Here is a 16,709-nt window from a genome sequence, read left to right on the forward strand (position 1 = left end):
GCCCATCACCGCAAGTAGCAGCACTCACCCTGGCGCTGCGAGCAGGGTCGCGATTCCAGGCCATCGTTCTACCGCGGATCGGATCTCAGATGCGAGTCGCGATAGCGGTGCCCCCTCAAGCATGCGTTGCTTCAAGCCGACAACGCCGATCGCAAAACTAGGGCTATCTCGCCAGACGCCGAGGACGGGGCAACAGATTGCTAACACGTCGGGGTCGAACCGAGCATCGTTGATGGCGTACGCCACGCGTTTCACTTCCGCTAATTCGTCCCAAAGTTCGTCTAGATGCCCTAACCATTCTGCGCTGTTGTTCTCTCCCAACGCCTTTATAGCCGCTACGGTCTTATCCTTGCTCTGATACGCGAACAGTGCCTTTCCCGCAGCGGTGCTGCACGGATGAAAGAGTTCCTCCGGCATTACGAGGTTACGTCCCGACGTCTGCGGCTGCATCGTTCCGACCAGCTCGGCTCCCCGGTTCGAGAGCGTCACCAGATAAGCCACCTCGCCTGATGAATCGGCCAGTTGCTGCAACAGAGGGATCGCCGCCTGCAATGCAGATGCTGATACCGGCGCCTCCTTGAAGATTTCCGAAAGCCGCCCCCCCAGCCGATACCGTGATCGGCCTCCGCCACCATCGAGCAATCGTGCAGCGATAAGCGCATTCACCAGACGATGTGCCGACGGCGGAGAAAGGGATGCCTGGACGGTGATTTCACCCAGCGTAAGACCGCTCCTGGCCGTGCTAACCAGCTCGAGCACTCTTGCAACTTTATCTAGGCGGGTTCCTTGCGATTCAATGGCGCGATTCACAGAAGTCGTGGGCAGCGTGGCAACATGCCCATAATGAGCAGTACTTCCGTTTTTCACAAGAAAATTTCGTTTTTTGTCGTTAGAGGCTCATCGAGCCACCGGGATGGACAGAGTCGGTTGCCTCGCAAAGGCACTCTTCCGCACCGCCTCAGGTCATTTTGTCCCCAACGTCGCAGAACTCAAGGATCCCTTGACACTACAATTTGGCAGGACAACACTAGTTCCGATTAGTGCGTTTATATTCCGATTTTTTCAACGCAAGCAGCGATGCTAGTCCGACCGTCTATAAGCCCAATTGTTGGAGGCGCAAAATGCGTGAACGCCTGTTGCCGATCACCCCTGAACTCATTTGCATGGAAATCGCGAGCTTGGAAAGTCTCAGGCTGGCTTGTTCGCCTGACGGCACGACGCGAGATTGCGCCCCGCCGCTGCGAGATTCTGCCCGGTATGGGCCGAGGCAGTATTTTCGGACTCTTCTGAGCCGCTTTTGCGACGGCGGCCTGGTTACTAATCGGAACTCACCCGGCGGACCCGCGAGCGATGTAGTCAAGGACGATTCCGCCAAAGACAACCGCACCTAGCATTCCATTATGCGCAAAGGCAGCAAGGCAACCCTCCTTAGTCCGGCCTGCGATGAGCTTGTAGTGCTTAGCAACGCAGCAGATCGCTAGAGCGATACCGAGCCAGTAGAATAGCCCCGCCTGTTCTATAGCCCCAATTGCGATAAAACACGCGAGCGCGCCAGCATAACAGGTCATTACGGCGACAACATCGAACTTTCCGAGAGTCAGCGCGGAACTTCGCATACCCGTGTACCGATCCTCCTCCCGGTCAGCCATTGCATACTCCGTGTCGTACGCCAACGCCCAAAAAATGTTGCCGCAGAACAAGATCCATGCGATCAGCGGCAGCGCCTGACGGACCTGTGCAAACGCCATTAATATCCCGAATCCGAACGCGACGCCCAGATGGAGTTGCGGCACAGCGAACCAACGCTTGGCGAGGGGGTAGGTCGCAGCGACTAACACCGCTCCGACTGCCATGAGCCTGGCCTCGCTGGTCAGGCCCGACGCCACGACGGCAGAAATCGAAACGAGCGAAACAAAGATTGCCACTGCCTCGCTCGATCGAACTTTCCCACTTGCGAGTGGCCGCGCCCTGGTTCGAGCCACTTGTCCATCCAACCTGATATCGAACAGATCGTTAATCGCACATCCCGCGGACCGCATCAGGACGGTTCCGGCAGCAAAGATGCCAATCAACCGCCAGCTCGGACATCCGTTCGAGGCAATCCACAAGGCCGAAAGTGTCGGCCACATCAGCAGGGCGATGCCGATTGGCTGACGGATGCGAATGAGCGAACCGTAGTTCGCGAGTTTTTCGTACATCTATGTGTAACCCTTTGGATTAAGCCATGCAGAGGATTTCCAGAAAGCTCAACCTGCGATCAACAAAGGACGCCTGACCACCACGGTTCACCGGAAACCACTCGCCGACAAACACACTTATGCGTCGGCGTCGATGTCGATCACCACCTTCCCCACGTGAGTTTTTTTCATAAACTCGACCTGCGCCTCCCGAAGCGATCGAAGCGGAAAGGTCTTTTCAACAAGCGGCTTGATCTCTCCCGCCTCGATGTAACGCGCGAGGTTTAACATGGTTTGAGCTACCGGATTGGCAATCCCGTACATTTCGAGATCTTTGTAGATGAGATCACGGAGGTCAATCTCTACCATCGCTCCGGCGATAGCGCCGCCGGTGGTAAAGCGCCCGCCCCGTTTCAGCACCCGAAGGAGTTCAACGGTATTTTCACCGCCCACCACATCGGCAACGACGTCGACAGTTCGCTCGCCTACTAGCTCATAAACCTGCTCGGCAAGTCGGCCACTTTCACGCGCGATGAAATGATCCGCGCCAAGCTCAAAAAGCTTTTCTCGCTTTGTTTCACCCGCCACAGCGATGACAGTCGCACCTCGTCGCTTTGCCAACTGCACCGCAGCCGAGCCAACGCCACCGGCGGCACCTGTCACGAGCACCATGTGCCCCGAACTCACTCGACCGCGCTCGAGCATTTCTTCCGCGGTCGTGAACGCGCACGGGAACGACGATAGCTCGACGTAAGTCAGATCCGAGCGCACTTCAATAGCGTTGGCGCTGGGCACGGAAGCGAATTCAGCATAACCGCCATCGCACTCGCTTCCGATAAACTTTATCCCTTCCTCCCGATATGGTTTCGTCAGATCACGAACGACCGGATCGACAAAGACCCTAGCTCCGATACGCTCCTGGCTAACCCCGTCACCAACAGCAACAATTCGCCCTGCGATAGCTGCTCCCTGGATTCGAGGAAAGCCGAGCGAGCTTCGGTCCCAGTTCGCCAGGTCGTCCACTGCATCAGTGACGCCCTTTTCACCGAGTTCTGCTGTCATTCCGCCGCGAACGCTCGGGCTGTACCATCCGGTGCGAGTGTTGAGATCGGTATTATTCAGACTGCATGCCCCCACCTTGATGAGAACATCGTCGCGCCCAATTGACGGCACCTGCACGTCTTCCCGATACTCCAGCTTGTCCAGCCCGCCATGCCCCGTGAGCACCACCGCTCGCATTGTCTTGCCCATCTTTCACCTCCTCCGTAGTCACAATTGCTGACGCCACCTTTACGGTGCACGGCCAGCCCTTGATCAGAACCGTCGGAGAGCCATGCATCCAATGCTGATGTATGGCGCCCACCGGGATCGTGCCGTTTGGCTTTCGCACAGAACCGCGCAAATTCCGATTATTAGATCAAACTTCCGTTTTTTTATCAATCAGGATGAACGCCGAGATCAACGTGGGCTCTCCGATCGAGCGTAGTAGAGTCTCAGAGAACGCGAACCGGTCGTACCTCGATATTCCCCTTTCCGGAACCTTTGGTTGTCGCATGAAAAGTGCGCTAGGATGACGGAAATCTCTCCTCGCGAAACAACCTGGATATCCCGGTATCGAGCTAATCCGGCGTGCGGTCGCCGAGAGCCCCGATACCGTCGGAAACAACCTGGTGAACGGTGACTAATGGATATGTCGGATGTAAGTAAGGTGGACAAAACTCCCCGCCTTGAACGAGTAGCGCAAGTACTCGAACTGATTAGTGCGTCGCCGGACGGCTTGGCACTGGCCGAGGTGTCATCGCGTACGGGCATGCCGATGCCGTCGACCCATCGGCTGCTCAACAGCCTTTTAGAGGCCGGCTTTGTCGTGGGACAGCGCGGGCGTTCGCGCTACCGGATTGGCCCCCGGATCGTCCGGATCTTTCAGAACTCGCTGAGCAACGAAGCGTTGCAGGCCATCGCAGAACCGATCCTTCTAGCGATCGCCAACAAGTTCGGCGAGGTCGCTTACATGGTTCGGTTCGTCAACGGAGAAATCCAGCCGGCGGTGACGACGCCCCCAAGCCAGGGAACGCGGACGCTGGTCTATCCAGGCAACGATTTCCCGCTCAATGCAAGTGCCTCGGCCAAAGCGATCGTGGCGTTTCAAGACCAGGAAGTGATCGACAGGTTTTTGGCCGGACCTCACGAACGGTATCGCCCTAACACCGTGGTAGATCAAGCGAAGCTGGCCTCCATCTTGAAACAGGTGCGAGAAGCCGGTTACGCGATCAATGACGACGAATACGATCCGGGCGTGTATTCCGTTTGTTGCCCAGTGCAGGTTGAAGCCGGGGGGGTACTTTATGGCGTAGGCGTTGTCGCCTTTAAGGAAAGACTCTTAATGGCACACGACGTAGATGACCTTGTTCGAGATCTGAAGGACGCTAGCGAATTGCTCGGTAAGGCTCTCCGGCGACTTCCCGACTCCTTTCTCCAAGCCGAGTGAAATATTCGCGAAACGTGTGCCCTTGTCGGACACACCAACGGTACGGACCGCCGAAGACGGATAGCACCCATTCCGAGTGAGCAGGGCGGCTACCGTATCGATACTACGCGCGCGCTCCTGCAAGAGTCATCGATCGTGTGTGAGTAAACGTGGAGGAAACTCCATTCCCAAAACAAAAGGACCTACGGCATGACACCGTAGGTCCTTGTTTGATCTGGTCGGGGCGAGAGGATTTGAACCTCCGACCACCTGCACCCCATGAAGAACTACGGTGAGTGCCTTGTGTGCTGATGAAAAGGGAAAGCCGAAAACTGGCACGTGTCGATAAATAGACGAGACCCTTGGCGTTTCCGGTGCGGCTGCTCTGCAATAACCTTCCGGCCGCTGCTCGGCAGAGACAATGTGTGGCCGCCGAAAACACGCGCCGGTTTCTACGCGATATGAATCAAGCCATGCACAGCACGCCGCCCGGCGGGAGCACCATTGGCCGTAGGGTCCTTCGCTATCCATCCGTCGAGCATGTCCGCCCATGCCTGCAGCATCGTCCTCCTCTGCTCGGCATACTCGGCCTTGTTATACACGGCGCGTACACCGCGCTGTTCATGCGCGAGACATTTTTCTATCCAGTCGCTGTTGAACCCCGCTTCGTGCAGCTGTGTGCTGGCCGTTCTCCGCAGATCGTGTACTGTGAAAGACTCGAAGTCTTCTGCCCCGCTGCTGTGAATAAGCTTGATCGTGCTGTCGATCACGCGATTGAGGGTCGCTGCACTGATAGGCAATTCCGTCTCGTAACGACCCGGGTGAAGATACGAGCTTGCACCGAAGCACGTCTTAAACGCAACCAGGATATCGACAGCCTGCTGGCTCAGATAGACATTGTGCGGGCGGCCAGCCTTCATTCTGTCTTTGGGAATGGTCCACATCGCTGCATTGAAGTCGATTTCATCCCACCTTGCCAGGATAAATTCCGACTTGCGCACCATTGTCAGCAGCATGAACTTAATCGCCAGACGCAGTGTGGGCAGGGTGGGCGTCCGCTCCAGCGCCTTGAAAAATACGTGGATCTCTGCGGGCGTCAGTGCGCGGTCGCGCGACTTGAACGTGGCAATAGCCGATGGCCGGATATCTGCTGCCGGATTGGCCACTTTTAGCCCTCTCGCCTGCACGAAACGGTACACCTGCAGCACGATATCGCGCGCCTGGACGGCGGGAGCAGCCGCTCCTCTTTCCTTGATCTTCTCGCATCTCGCTATGAGACGAGAGGGGGTGATTTCTTCAAGCTTCAATCGCCCGAATTCCGCGGCGAGATTCCGGTCGTAGACGGACTTCCTCATTGCACGGGTAGACTCCGCCAGCGTGGCTTCCGCGAAGTACTTCTCGGCCCACTTTCCGAACGTCAGTGCCTCGACCGCTTCCACCCGCTTGTCGACCTTGGCTCTCGACGGACTGACACCCAGCTCAACTTCCCGGCGCGCTCGTTCGAGCAAAAGCCTCGCTTCCGCAAGACTCAGTGACATACCGAAGTTCAGTTCCTCGGCATGACGCGTTCCGCGGGCAGGCAGCCGCGGATCGTAGCGACCTATGACCAACGTCTCGCGACGCCCATTGAGGCGATAGTCAAAACGGAAACTGACCACCCCAGATGACGTAACCGCCACATACAGGCCACGTTGGTCGGCCACCTTGTAGATACTGCCGGTCGGCTTGAGCGCCCGCAACCCGAGATCCGTAAGCATGCAATACTCCCACTCGATTGTCAATCGGGTGGCCGAGACCCTTGTATAGACGGGCTTTCCGGCCGGTCAGGTGGCGACGATACCGCCAGAGATACCGAGGAATCCAGTCAGCAGTTGTGGGCTCTGAACAGACTGCATCGGAAAGTCCAACGTAAGTTCTCGTTCAAACATTGCGACCCGCGGCATCCGAATACGACTTCTGCGGGAATACCGTCGATGCCGTCAGCCACTTTCCAATTAAATCTAGCAAAGTCTCAAGAAACCATAGTGCGGTCACGCCTTCCATCAGACCGCATACAACGCTTGCCGCAACCGTGGCGAGCAAAGCGCGTCGACCGCTCGACAGGAAGATGCTGTGCAACCGCGCCCCGAAGGGTATTCTAAGCATCAATCTGTGCGATCGACCTGTGTCAGGGCGCAATTTCGCATGCGCCCGCGACGGGCTGCCGCCTATCGCGCTGTCACGAAATCAAAGGCACGTAATGGAGCGGTCTGATGATCCAGGCCAACTTCTCGGAGACATCAGTTCGGCCATTGCCGAAGTCCAGGTGACGATGTTTGTGAGGCAGTTGTAGATCGGGCCCCTGCCGTTCGCCTATCAATTGGCCCAATGCCGGGTCTGGATGTCGGCGAACGCGTGCGGCCCTTCCCCAGGGAAACGGCCGGTCCAGAGCCGGTCACCACAGCCAACGATCACGAGACTATATTTCGTTCAAGCTTCACTGCTGGTTTTGGTAACCCGCCTTCAGTGCGTCGACTACAAGCTGGACCGCTCGCGAAGATTTTCGCCCGGTCGAATAGTAGACGTGATGTCCAACGAAGGTTGGGTACCAATCGTCAAGCACCCATGCAAGCCTCCCAGCGCGGACGTACTGCTCAACCAGATCCTTCGGCACGTATGCAAGGCCAAATCCGGCAAGGGCCGCATCGACCATCTGATAGACGTTATTGAACGTGAGCTGACCTTCGACTCTTACTTGTAAATCGCGCCGGCCCTTCGACAACTCCCAAGGCAGTAACGATTCTCGCGTTGGCAGGCGCAGATTGATGCAGTTATGCAAAGTCAGGTCCTGCGGCTTCTTTGCCTGAGGCCTTGACTGCAGGTAGCTTGGCGAACCCACGATCGACATGGTCATGTCAGGCGCAATACGTACTGCGACCATATCTTTCGCGACCTGGTCGCCAAGCCTCACGCCGACGTCGAAGCGATCGGCCACGATGTCGGCCAAGCCGTAGTCATTCACCAACTCGATCTTGAGCTCGGGATATTGGCGAAGCAAAGCCTGCAACCGCGGCCAGACGTAGGTGGTTGCGGCGTAATCCGTGGTGGTAATGCGCACCGTGCCGCTCGGCCGATCTGTCATCCCTCGTAAAGAAGCGACTTCTGCCTCGATTTCCTCGAACCGTGGCCTGATCGCGGAGAGCAGTCGCTCTCCCGCCTCAGTTAGCGAGACGCTGCGGGTCGTTCGACTTAGAAGTTGCAGACCAATGCTTCGCTCCAATCCTGCGACGGTTCGACTCAGCGCCGACTGTGAAACCCCCAGTTGCGCAGCCGCTCGGGTGAAGTTGCGTTCGCGAGCAACGGTGATAAAACCGACGAGGTCGTTGAAATCTTCCTTCATTAATGCTCCACAGCATAAGGGCATGCCAATTTTGCCATCTAGTGCATGGCTCCGCATAGGCTTACATTATGGGCAGTGCCTTTTTGACATCGGCGAGGAAATCATGCAACTGAAACGCGCTGGCTCACAGCCATCAATGAAAGGCCCCGAGGAATGGTTCACCGGTACTGTCCGGATCGACCCACTCAACGCTCCGCCGCCGCCGGCGCGAGTGTCGTGCGCTGCCGTTACGTTCGAGCCGGGCGCGCGCACGGCGTGGCACACCCATCCGCTCGGGCAGACGCTTCTCATCACGGCCGGATGCGGCTGGACTCAATGTGAAGGCGAAGCACGGGTTGAGATTCGTGCGGGCGACGTCATCTGGTGCCCGCCGGGCCATAAACACTGGCACGGCGCGACATCGACCACGGCGATGACTCACATCGCCATTCAGGAAGCGCTCGACGGCAAGAATGTCGAGTGGCTAGAGAAGGTGACAGATGAGCAGTATCTCGCGAGCGGTGGTCAGCAGTGAGCAAGCGCGCATCGATGACCGTCGCCATTGCGGTGCTGCTATCCGCGTCCTTCTCGACCTTTGCTGCCGACATCCAGGGCGAATCAATCACGGTTGCGCGTAGCGGCTCTCAGCCTTCCGTACCAGGCGGCATGCAACGCTTTTCCGGCAGCGTACGGATCGACCCGCTGTTCCAGTCCGCAGCGCCATCGCGTTTGTCCGGAGGCTTGGTAACGTTCGAGCCCGGTGCCCGTACCGCCTGGCATACGCATCCGCTCGGGCAGACGTTGCTCATTACGTCCGGCAGAGGATGGATACAGCAGTGGGGCCACGAAAAGCAGGAGGTTGTCGCTGGTGAGGTGGTGTCGATTCCGCCGGGCGTAAAGCACTGGCATGGCGCAACGTCCACCACCGGGATGACGCACGTCGCTCTACAGGAAGCGCTCGATAGCAAGAACGTCAACTGGCTCGAACAGGTAACCGATGAGCAATATCGCCAACCGTGACCCGCAGGCACGCGGCATCGCGCGCCTCGTCGTGGTGGCTGCTATGGCGGTATTTGTGAGCGCCTGCGCTGATTCGCAAAGAATGAGATCCATGCAAGAACCGATTACATCTGCCGACTCGAAGTCTGTATCGCCGGCGTTTGAGCGGTACACGAAGCAGACCGTCTTTGGCGGTTTGTGGAAACGGCCCCAACTCTCCGCACGCGACCGGAGCGTTGTGACGCTGTCGGTGCTCATCGCCCGCAATCAGACCATCGAGATGCCGTTTTACTTCGCTCTTGCCCTCGATAACGGCGTGAAGCCCGCAGAGATTTGTGAAATGATTGCGCATCTGGCTTTCTATTCCGGGTGGGCGAATGCAACGGCTGCTTCGCAGATCGCCAAGCGAGTTTTCGATGAACGTGCCATTGGTCCCGGCGAACTCGCTCCCGCCGATGTTGAACTCTTGCCTTTAAACGAGGCCACCGAGAAACAGCGCGCGGAGACGGTTCAGGAGAACTTCGGCGCAGTCGCTCCCGGTGTCGTCCAATACACGACGGATGCACTGTTTCGCGATCTTTGGCTGCGGCCCGGACTCGCACCGCGCGACAGGAGCCTAGTGACGGTGAGCGCTCTCGTTGCCAATGGTCAGGTTGCGCAAATTCCGTATCACCTCAATCGCGCGATGGATAACGGGCTCACCAAAGCCGAGGCATCCGAAGTGCTGACACAACTCGCGTTCTACGCAGGTTGGCCGAACGTCTTTTCAGCGATGCCCGTGTTCAAAGACGTCTTGTCGAAACGGCCTGGCTAGCCGTCGCGCCGAACGAAAACCATCATGCACGAATTCCAGTCTTAACCGGCGCGCCCGCGCGGGCCTCTGCTCGTGCGCACCGACGCGCCAGCATGAACAGCATAGAGGTAAGTCATGAGCGAGAACATTAACGGCAAAGTCGTTGTCATTACCGGCGCAAGTAGCGGGCTTGGCGCTGAGACTGCGCGCCACCTCAGCCGGCAAGGCGCGAAAGTGGTCTTGGGTGCACGGCGTCTTGACCGACTGAACGCGCTTGCGAGCGCGTTGGGGCTTAATGCGAAAGCGATCGTGCAAACCGACGTCACGGACCGGGCACAGGTTAAGGCGCTGGTCGATCGCGCTGTCGAGCTACACGGGCGAATTGATGTGCTGTTGAACAACGCGGGTCTCATGCCGAGTTCCATGCTGGAGAAGCTGAAGGTCGACGAGTGGGACCAGATGATCGACGTCAATATCAAGGGTGTGTTGTATGGCATCGCGGCTGCGCTGCCTCACATGCAGGCGCAAAAGTCCGGGCAGATTGTCAACGTTTCCTCTGTTGCCGGTCACAAGGTCGGTCCTGGCGGCACAGTGTACGCCAGCACAAAGTGGGCCGTTCGCGCCATTTCGGAAGGGCTCCGCCAGGAGGGGCAATCGTCAACTGCTCGTCGCTTGGAGGCTTGGTGGGTTTGCCGGACGCGCGTCGTACCACGGCACGAAACATGCCGTCCTTGGTATGACTAAAAGCGCTGGTGTCGAATACGCACCTCGCGGCATCCGCATCAAAGCAGTCTGCCCTGGGACGATCGACACGCCCATGGTTCAGGACATGCTCAAGGGTCAGTCCGACGCGATGGCCGAAATCATGAAGCAACAGCCTATCGGCCGCCTAGGTCTGGCCGACGAGATTGCAGCCGCAGTTCTCTGGCTTTGCAGTCCGGGTTTGTACAGCGTATGCGAGCGCGCCTCGATGTCCGGCCGATAGACTTCGTCCTTCCAGCGGTCTGACGTGATCTCTTCAAAACCTACGGAAACCGACTCTTCCCCGTAGCCCAAAATGTGCATCACATTTTGCGTGATAGCGTCCTCTACTCTTGCCCCGTGTATCGGTTACCTCGGAGTTCGCATCGGCAAGCGCTGGACGATACAGCGCATATTTGACCGCGCCAATGCTAACGTCGATCCCTTTACGCCCGGCCTCCTGGACGATCTCTTCGAGCGTATAGCCCTTCGCCTGCGTCGCAGCGATCTGCGCGCGCTTCTCTTTCATCGCGTCGCTGACCGTTAGGCGTTGCTCGTTCCGGGGTTTCTCTGGCAATGCTTCCAGCGCACGGAAAAATTCGTCCCACTCCGCTCGCGTATAGCTCTTTGCACCCCGCACGATTTGCTCCCATACGTCACCGTCGAGATCATCATGCGAATCAATATAAGGCTCGTCAATACCCCGTCCGACGCGCAAACGGCACTTCCGGAAGCGCTCGGACTACCTAGGAAATAGACGGAACAGGGAAATATTTTTGTCGATCTTTGCAAGCGAACAACTTTCGAAGAACGAGCGTCGCGGAATGGAACGAGTGACGCTGCAAACTACGGCACGGTGGGCGGCAAACCGCAGGCACTGCAAACCACGAACTAGGATCGGCGAACATGCAACCGCCACCGGACGAAGCCGACAAAACTTGAGCATTCGCGCTGGCAGATTTTATGGCGCGCCGATACAGACTGATTAACCGCGCATCGCAAAACGAGCCGTTGGAGTGGGCCGACGTCTGTCGGCGATCAGTCAGACTGTGACTACCGATTGAAGCGACGCGAGGGAGCGTCCCTCCCAGATTTGACCTTCTCGCGAAAGGCCGGATCCGGACTGTGTAGCCACTGCTGCACCCGATGCGGACGAACATCGCCGGCCTGCAAGATGCGCTGCACGTGGCTGCGGCTGATCTGTTCAATCCCGCGCTCGACAGCGCGCGTCATGATCTCATCGAGCGTTGGGGTAACCCGACCGTGCGCGTCCTGGACCTCGCAGGCCAGCGCGATCAGTTGCAGCCGCGCTTCGTGCGTGATGCGCACCGGCCGACCGCAACGCTCGCCCTCCCGGATACCTCGTGCACCTTGCCGCGCAATGCGCTGGCGCCACAAGCTGACCGTTTGAACGGACACGCCCAGTTCCTGCCCGATCGCTGCGCCTGAGTAGCCCTCATGCGCCATTAACGCGATGCGCGCCCGCGTCACATCACGCTGGGCCGCCGTCGTGCACCTGATCAGCGCCTGCAGCTCCTCTCTGTCCTTCCTGGCCAGCGTCACTGGCGTTGCATGACGACCTCGGCTCATGACGCCAGGATAAACCATGTAACTAATTATTAAAAGTAGTTGCGGGATGTTGTACTAGCATCTGCTCCACTAATGAGCCCCAGTCATAGCTTCAAGAAAGCAGGGCAACTTAATCTCTATGAAGAAATTCGATACAGTGAACAGCAACGTCCATCCGGTCGACTGCGGCGGCACCGCGATGGATTGAGCCAGCCCCGAGCCGAACTCCGCACGCGCGCATTTCGGGCATCGTCACCTTGGGGGGTGCGCATAACTTCCCAAGCAAAGGAGCAGAATTTGGACACGAAGGTTTGCCGATCGGTTGCGCTAGCTGTTGCATTGGCAACGATTACTCTCCCTTTTGTGAGCCATGCCGCGTCTCCATTAAAGAGCCAAACCAATCCGGGTAACGTACAGACCGCTTCAGCAAAACAAGACGCAACCATGTCCAACAAATCAACCGCGCCGGCCCGAATCAGGCTGAGCTTCGACGGTAAGCAAGCGGTGGTGGAACTCAGCGACAACCCTGCCAGCCGCGACTTTGTTTCCATGCTGCCGCTAACGCTGAATTTCCGGGACTACAACGGAGTGGAGAAAGTAGCCTATCCTCCGCGCAAGCTCTCAACCACGGGCGCGCCGTTTGGATTGACACCCTCAGTGGGTGACTTTGCCTTGTATGCGCCGTGGGGAAACCTCGTGGCCTACTATCGCGGGTTTCGACACTCCAACGATCTACTCCATCTCGGTCGCTTCACTTCGGGCATAGAAGAACTGTCAAAGATGGAAGGCGAATTCAGCGTCCGTATTGAAGCCGTGCAGTAGTCGGCTTCTGCACCTTCGCTGCCCACTAGACTGCTCCCGCAACCATTCTTAGGTATCCAACATGATTGAAGATAAAGTCGTAATCATCACCGGTGCATCATCTGGAATCGGTGAAGCGACGGCCAAGCTGCTTGCACGCGACGGCGCCAAACTGGTGCTAGGTGCACGCCGTATCGACAAGCTGGAGAAAATTGCCGTCGACATCCGTCACAACGGTGGCGTCGCCGTTTATCAGGCGTTGGACGTCACACAACAATCAGCCAACGACGATATCGTAAAGCTGGCGCAAGATACCTTCGGCAAGGTCGACGTTATGTTTCTGAATGCGGGCGTGATGCCGAATTCACCGCTTTCTGCGCTGAAAACAGACGATTGGCATCAGATGGTTGACGTCAACGTGAAAGGTGTCCTGAATGGAGTCGCGGCAGTACTGCCTGTGTTCATGAAGCAGAAGTCTGGACACATCATCGCGACCTCTTCTGTCGCAGGCCTTAAAGCGTATCCCGGCGGCGCGGTCTACGGAGGAACGAAGTGGTTCGTGCGCGACTTCATGGAAGTGCTCCGGATGGAGTCTGCCGCCGAAGGTACAAACATCCGGACTGCTACTATTTATCCCGCTGCCATCAATACTGAACTGTTGAAAACTATCAGCCAGAAGGAAACACTCGAGCAGATGCGAGGTGTGTACGACAAGTACGGAATCGCGCCAGAGCGCATCGCCAACGCGGTCGCTTTTGCCATAGACCAGCCCGAGGATACGACGGTCAACGAGATCACGGTCGGCCCAGCCAATCAACCTTGGTAAGGCGAGAGAGATCGGTGGTGCCCGATTGCCGCGTTGATTACTTTCGTGCGCGAAGTTAGTTGGTGCTGCCGAATGCGTCACCGTTTCGGCCTGTCAGCACGGCTTCGGGCGCGCGTTGTTAATTTATATTGCTGACCGCGACGTAGCTCGAAGCACGTCGAGAAAATGTGATACGAGCGGACTTGCTCGATTAGGGTCCCATATGACCCCGATGTCGGGAAAGCACATATCGGGCTCAACTCGCACTTTCTCGAGCCCTTGCGACTGGTACAACTGCAATTCAGAGCCCAGCAGAACGGACAGGTAGTTGTTCTCGCCCATAAGAAGCTGTGCCCTGATGGATGAGCTTGCCTCGACGCAAGGCGTTGGAGGCGCCAGGCCTTGTGCCGCAAACGCGGCGTCGAAGATGCCCCGCATCACGGCGCCCGAAGGTGGAAGAAGCCACGAGTATTCGAGAAGCTCGCTCCATCGGGGCGCCCCATTCCGAAAGCATGGATGCCCTTGCCGCGCGACCATCTGCACGCTGTCGGGTATCAGCGCTTCGGTGGCAAATCCGGACCCGAGTGCGGTCGCTCCCAGTGCCGCAATAATCACGTCGATGCTTTGATTCGCGAGCATTTCCAGCAGCGTGGTGAATGGCGCTTCGACAACGGAAACGAAGATGCCTGGACGAGTTCCCTGCAGGTTGGCGATTGCCTCAGGCAAAAGCACGCGAGGAAGACCAGTGCCCACGTGTAGCCGTCCATGCAACCCCGACTGTACCGCCTTCAATTCTGCGTCTGTCCGATAGACGTCTCCCAGCACTCGCTCCGCGTGCAAACGCAGCACCTCGCCGGCCCAGGTCAACTCAAGGCGGCGATTACGCAGAAAGACCGCATGCCCTACGACGCTTTCCAGATCGGATAACCAGTGGGACAACGCGGGTTGCGTCATATGCAAGCGGGTAGCTGCGGCTGTGATATTCCGCGTTTCATGAAGCGCCAGCAAAACTTCGAGGTGCCGCAGCTTCAGCTTGCGCGCCCATGGGACGCTGTTGAGGGTCTTCTCCATCGATCAATCATCCCAGGTCATGCGTCATTGTTTATGGACGTATCCAGTTTATTCATTTCCCGGCCGCCCGGCCAACCTGGATAATTTCCCGGCGGTTAGATAAATGTGACTGCACGTCGAGCCTGATCAATTCGCAAGAGGTCCCCGACAGATGCAGTCGTCGTGCGGGCACCTGCCGTCAAGGTGCTCCACGGCATATTGAAGTTCACGGCACCCGATCAGAAAGGTACATAACCATGGAAGTCTACGACTACATCATCGTCGGTGCGGGGTCGGCCGGATGCGTCGTCGCTCGAACGCTGACCGACAATCCCGCGAATAAAGTCTTGTTGCTGGAAGCGGGACCACCCTCGAACAAATTTTGGGTACACACGCCAGCAGGAATGGCGAAGCTCTATTTCGACAAAAAGCTCAATTGGAACTACTTCACGGAGTCCATGCCCGCATTGCGCAACCGGAAGATGTACTGGCCGCGTGGCAAAGGCCTGGGCGGATCGAGTTCCATCAACGGCATGATTTATATCCGGGGCCATAGGAACGATTTCGATAACTGGAGGAATCTTGGCAATCCAGGGTGGGGTTACGACGACGTCTTGCCATATTTCAGGCAGATCGAGCATAACGAGCGTGGAGCCGATGAATACCGCGGCGCTGCCGGCCCGCTGTGGATCAGCGATCCGGCTTTGAAGGCTCCCAGCTCGTTTGATTTTATAGCGTCCGCCGAACGTATTGGAATTCCACGCACAGAGGACCTGAACGGTGCGCTTCACGATGGCGTCGGTTTCATGCAGCACACCATTCGTGATGGACGGCGCCAGTCGGCATACGTCGCTTTCATCGAGCCCGTTCTTGATCGCCCAAATCTGACCGTTCGCACGGACTGCGCGGTCAATCGCGTTCTGATTGACGGCAACCGGCAGGCGACAGGCGTCGAAGTTCTCCGCGGCGGACAGCTTCAGTCGATCGCTGCCGCGAAGGAGGTCATCCTGTCAGCGGGCTCGTTAAATTCTCCTCAAGTGCTCATGCTTTCCGGCGTGGGGCCCGGGGCGGAACTCAAGCGGCATGGTATCCAGCAGATTGCCGACGTTCCAGGCGTGGGTCGAAATCTGCAGGATCACTTTTATGTGCACACCACATTTACGTCGACGGCATCGAGTTCGTATAACCGCAATATCCGTGGCCTTTGGAAGTACCTCGAAGGTGCTCGCTATCTGCTGACGCGCAACGGTTACCTTGCGTTAGGCTCGTCACAGGTCGCCGCATTCGTGAAGAGTGGCCCCGAGGTCGAGTACGCCGATCTTCAGATCAGCTTCCGGCCAATGACCTTCACTTACCACGCGAGCGGACACGTCGAAGTGGACCGGCAACCGGGCTTGGGCGTCTCGGCATTCATATTACGTCCTCGTACAACCGGCGCAGTGACGCTTCGGTCCGCCAACCCCGCCGACGCGCCCGTGTTCACGCCAAATTTTCTGACGAACGAGGACGACATCCGCGTCATGATGAGTGGTGTCCGGCAGATTCGTCAGATCATGGCTACGGAGCCCATTGCTTCACGAGTTGTGAGCGAACATTTACCTGGGGCGCAGGTTCGAAGCGGTAAGCAATTGCTGGATTTCATGGCGGAAACCGGTAATACGGCTTCTCATCAAAGCGGCACCTGCAAGATGGGACGTGACATGCTCTCGGTTGTGGACGAGCGACTCCGTGTACGCGGCGTGGAACGGCTACGCGTGGTGGACGCTTCGATCATGCCTCACGTCACGTCGGGCAACACCAACGCACCAACGCTCATGATCGGCGCCAAGGGCGCTGACATGATTGCACAGGACGCTGTTGCGCGCCGCCCGATTGACTAGCGAAGCCAGGCTGGCGTGCGATGATGAACATGATCGCCGCTTTCGTCGTCTGTTGAAAGACGGCGCCGC

General features: G+C 57.7%; 17 protein-coding genes. 9 read left to right on the forward strand and 8 right to left on the reverse strand.

The window, feature by feature from the left end:
* Nucleotides 1-24: 24 nt before the first annotated feature.
* The 3 genes from BUE39_RS20615 to BUE39_RS20625 form a co-directional block, all read right to left on the reverse strand.
* Nucleotides 25-867 (reverse strand): IclR family transcriptional regulator, encoded by an 843-nt coding sequence (locus BUE39_RS20615; protein ID WP_084561453.1) that lies wholly within the window; start codon nucleotides 865-867, stop codon nucleotides 25-27.
* Between the two features lie 461 nt (nucleotides 868-1,328).
* Nucleotides 1,329-2,198, reverse strand: a complete 870-nt coding sequence (ubiA, locus tag BUE39_RS20620; RefSeq protein WP_073430577.1) for a 4-hydroxybenzoate octaprenyltransferase — start codon at nucleotides 2,196-2,198, stop codon at nucleotides 1,329-1,331.
* Nucleotides 2,199-2,315: 117 nt separating this feature from the next.
* Nucleotides 2,316-3,428, reverse strand: a complete 1,113-nt coding sequence (locus tag BUE39_RS20625; RefSeq protein WP_073430578.1) for a zinc-binding dehydrogenase — start codon at nucleotides 3,426-3,428, stop codon at nucleotides 2,316-2,318.
* 433 nt (nucleotides 3,429-3,861) lie between these two features.
* On the opposite strand from BUE39_RS20625, the gene BUE39_RS20630 reads away from it, so the two are divergent.
* Entirely contained in the window at nucleotides 3,862-4,665 is an 804-nt protein-coding gene (locus BUE39_RS20630) for an IclR family transcriptional regulator (protein WP_073430579.1), read from the forward strand.
* A gap of 431 nt (nucleotides 4,666-5,096) precedes the next feature.
* On the opposite strand, the gene BUE39_RS20635 is transcribed toward BUE39_RS20630, so the two are convergent.
* Both BUE39_RS20635 and BUE39_RS20640 read right to left on the reverse strand, forming a co-directional pair.
* On the reverse strand, nucleotides 5,097-6,401 hold the full coding sequence (locus BUE39_RS20635) for a tyrosine-type recombinase/integrase (protein ID WP_073430580.1): 1,305 nt from the start codon (nucleotides 6,399-6,401) through the stop codon (nucleotides 5,097-5,099).
* 719 nt (nucleotides 6,402-7,120) lie between these two features.
* Nucleotides 7,121-8,023 (reverse strand): LysR family transcriptional regulator, encoded by a 903-nt coding sequence (locus tag BUE39_RS20640; protein ID WP_073430581.1) that lies wholly within the window; start codon nucleotides 8,021-8,023, stop codon nucleotides 7,121-7,123.
* A gap of 103 nt (nucleotides 8,024-8,126) precedes the next feature.
* Between BUE39_RS20640 and BUE39_RS20645 the strand changes: the two genes are divergently transcribed.
* The 5 genes from BUE39_RS20645 to BUE39_RS35925 all read left to right on the forward strand — a co-directional run bounded on the left by BUE39_RS20645 (nucleotide 8,127) and on the right by BUE39_RS35925 (nucleotide 10,779).
* On the forward strand, nucleotides 8,127-8,537 hold the full coding sequence (locus BUE39_RS20645) for a (R)-mandelonitrile lyase (protein WP_073430639.1): 411 nt from the start codon (nucleotides 8,127-8,129) through the stop codon (nucleotides 8,535-8,537).
* 86 nt (nucleotides 8,538-8,623) lie between these two features.
* A complete protein-coding gene (locus tag BUE39_RS20650) occupies nucleotides 8,624-9,022 on the forward strand; it encodes a (R)-mandelonitrile lyase (RefSeq protein ID WP_235004914.1) in 399 nt (132 codons plus the stop codon).
* Nucleotides 9,023-9,104: 82 nt separating this feature from the next.
* Nucleotides 9,105-9,815: a carboxymuconolactone decarboxylase family protein gene (locus BUE39_RS20655; protein ID WP_412534866.1), complete on the forward strand. Its 711-nt coding sequence runs from the start codon at nucleotides 9,105-9,107 to the stop codon at nucleotides 9,813-9,815.
* A gap of 114 nt (nucleotides 9,816-9,929) precedes the next feature.
* Nucleotides 9,930-10,538: an SDR family oxidoreductase gene (locus tag BUE39_RS20660; protein WP_084561455.1), complete on the forward strand. Its 609-nt coding sequence runs from the start codon at nucleotides 9,930-9,932 to the stop codon at nucleotides 10,536-10,538.
* Nucleotides 10,531-10,779 carry an SDR family NAD(P)-dependent oxidoreductase gene (locus BUE39_RS35925; RefSeq protein ID WP_167363297.1) on the forward strand — a complete coding sequence of 83 codons (249 nt, stop codon included), beginning with the start codon at nucleotides 10,531-10,533 and terminating at the stop codon, nucleotides 10,777-10,779. Before BUE39_RS20660 ends, BUE39_RS35925 begins: the two co-directional genes overlap by 8 nt.
* Before the next feature lie 33 nt (nucleotides 10,780-10,812).
* On the opposite strand, the gene BUE39_RS34905 is transcribed toward BUE39_RS35925, so the two are convergent.
* Together BUE39_RS34905 and BUE39_RS20675 are read right to left on the reverse strand one after the other, a co-directional pair.
* The gene (locus tag BUE39_RS34905; RefSeq protein ID WP_159442582.1) at nucleotides 10,813-11,253 is read right to left on the reverse strand and encodes a hypothetical protein; all 441 of its coding nucleotides are present in this window, start codon (nucleotides 11,251-11,253) and stop codon (nucleotides 10,813-10,815) included.
* A gap of 335 nt (nucleotides 11,254-11,588) precedes the next feature.
* A complete protein-coding gene (locus BUE39_RS20675) occupies nucleotides 11,589-12,098 on the reverse strand; it encodes a helix-turn-helix domain-containing protein (protein ID WP_235004906.1) in 510 nt (169 codons plus the stop codon).
* A 303-nt stretch (nucleotides 12,099-12,401) separates the two neighbouring features.
* Between BUE39_RS20675 and BUE39_RS20680 the strand changes: the two genes are divergently transcribed.
* On the forward strand, nucleotides 12,402-12,926 hold the full coding sequence (locus tag BUE39_RS20680; protein ID WP_235004907.1) for a cyclophilin-like fold protein: 525 nt from the start codon (nucleotides 12,402-12,404) through the stop codon (nucleotides 12,924-12,926).
* 61 nt (nucleotides 12,927-12,987) lie between these two features.
* On the forward strand, nucleotides 12,988-13,731 hold the full coding sequence (locus BUE39_RS20685) for an SDR family oxidoreductase (protein ID WP_073430585.1): 744 nt from the start codon (nucleotides 12,988-12,990) through the stop codon (nucleotides 13,729-13,731).
* Between the two features lie 123 nt (nucleotides 13,732-13,854).
* Here BUE39_RS20685 and BUE39_RS20690 read toward each other — a convergent pair whose 3' ends face one another.
* Nucleotides 13,855-14,781, reverse strand: a complete 927-nt coding sequence (locus BUE39_RS20690) for a LysR family transcriptional regulator (RefSeq protein ID WP_073430586.1) — start codon at nucleotides 14,779-14,781, stop codon at nucleotides 13,855-13,857.
* A gap of 236 nt (nucleotides 14,782-15,017) precedes the next feature.
* Between BUE39_RS20690 and BUE39_RS20695 the strand changes: the two genes are divergently transcribed.
* Nucleotides 15,018-16,640, forward strand: a complete 1,623-nt coding sequence (locus BUE39_RS20695; protein WP_073430587.1) for a GMC family oxidoreductase — start codon at nucleotides 15,018-15,020, stop codon at nucleotides 16,638-16,640.
* The last annotated feature ends 69 nt before the right edge of the window (nucleotides 16,641-16,709 follow it).

It is taken from the genome of Paraburkholderia terricola, assembly GCF_900142195.1.
GTDB classification, from domain to species: Bacteria; Pseudomonadota; Gammaproteobacteria; order Burkholderiales; family Burkholderiaceae; genus Paraburkholderia; species Paraburkholderia terricola.

What these genes read in the sequence shown, in the direction of transcription:
- ubiA (WP_073430577.1), bottom strand. Translation starts at nt 2,198, where the DNA reads ATGTACGAAAAACTCGCGAACTACGGTTCGCTCATTCGCATCCGTCAG.
- BUE39_RS20625 (WP_073430578.1), bottom strand. Translation starts at nt 3,428, where the DNA reads ATGGGCAAGACAATGCGAGCGGTGGTGCTCACGGGGCATGGCGGGCTG.
- BUE39_RS20630 (WP_073430579.1), top strand. Translation starts at nt 3,862, where the DNA reads ATGGATATGTCGGATGTAAGTAAGGTGGACAAAACTCCCCGCCTTGAA.
- BUE39_RS20635 (WP_073430580.1), bottom strand. Translation starts at nt 6,401, where the DNA reads ATGCTTACGGATCTCGGGTTGCGGGCGCTCAAGCCGACCGGCAGTATC.
- BUE39_RS20640 (WP_073430581.1), bottom strand. Translation starts at nt 8,023, where the DNA reads ATGAAGGAAGATTTCAACGACCTCGTCGGTTTTATCACCGTTGCTCGC.
- BUE39_RS20645 (WP_073430639.1), top strand. Translation starts at nt 8,127, where the DNA reads ATGCAACTGAAACGCGCTGGCTCACAGCCATCAATGAAAGGCCCCGAG.
- BUE39_RS20655 (WP_412534866.1), top strand. Translation starts at nt 9,105, where the DNA reads ATGAGATCCATGCAAGAACCGATTACATCTGCCGACTCGAAGTCTGTA.
- BUE39_RS20660 (WP_084561455.1), top strand. Translation starts at nt 9,930, where the DNA reads ATGAGCGAGAACATTAACGGCAAAGTCGTTGTCATTACCGGCGCAAGT.
- BUE39_RS35925 (WP_167363297.1), top strand. Translation starts at nt 10,531, where the DNA reads ATGACTAAAAGCGCTGGTGTCGAATACGCACCTCGCGGCATCCGCATC.
- BUE39_RS20685 (WP_073430585.1), top strand. Translation starts at nt 12,988, where the DNA reads ATGATTGAAGATAAAGTCGTAATCATCACCGGTGCATCATCTGGAATC.
- BUE39_RS20690 (WP_073430586.1), bottom strand. Translation starts at nt 14,781, where the DNA reads ATGGAGAAGACCCTCAACAGCGTCCCATGGGCGCGCAAGCTGAAGCTG.
- BUE39_RS20695 (WP_073430587.1), top strand. Translation starts at nt 15,018, where the DNA reads ATGGAAGTCTACGACTACATCATCGTCGGTGCGGGGTCGGCCGGATGC.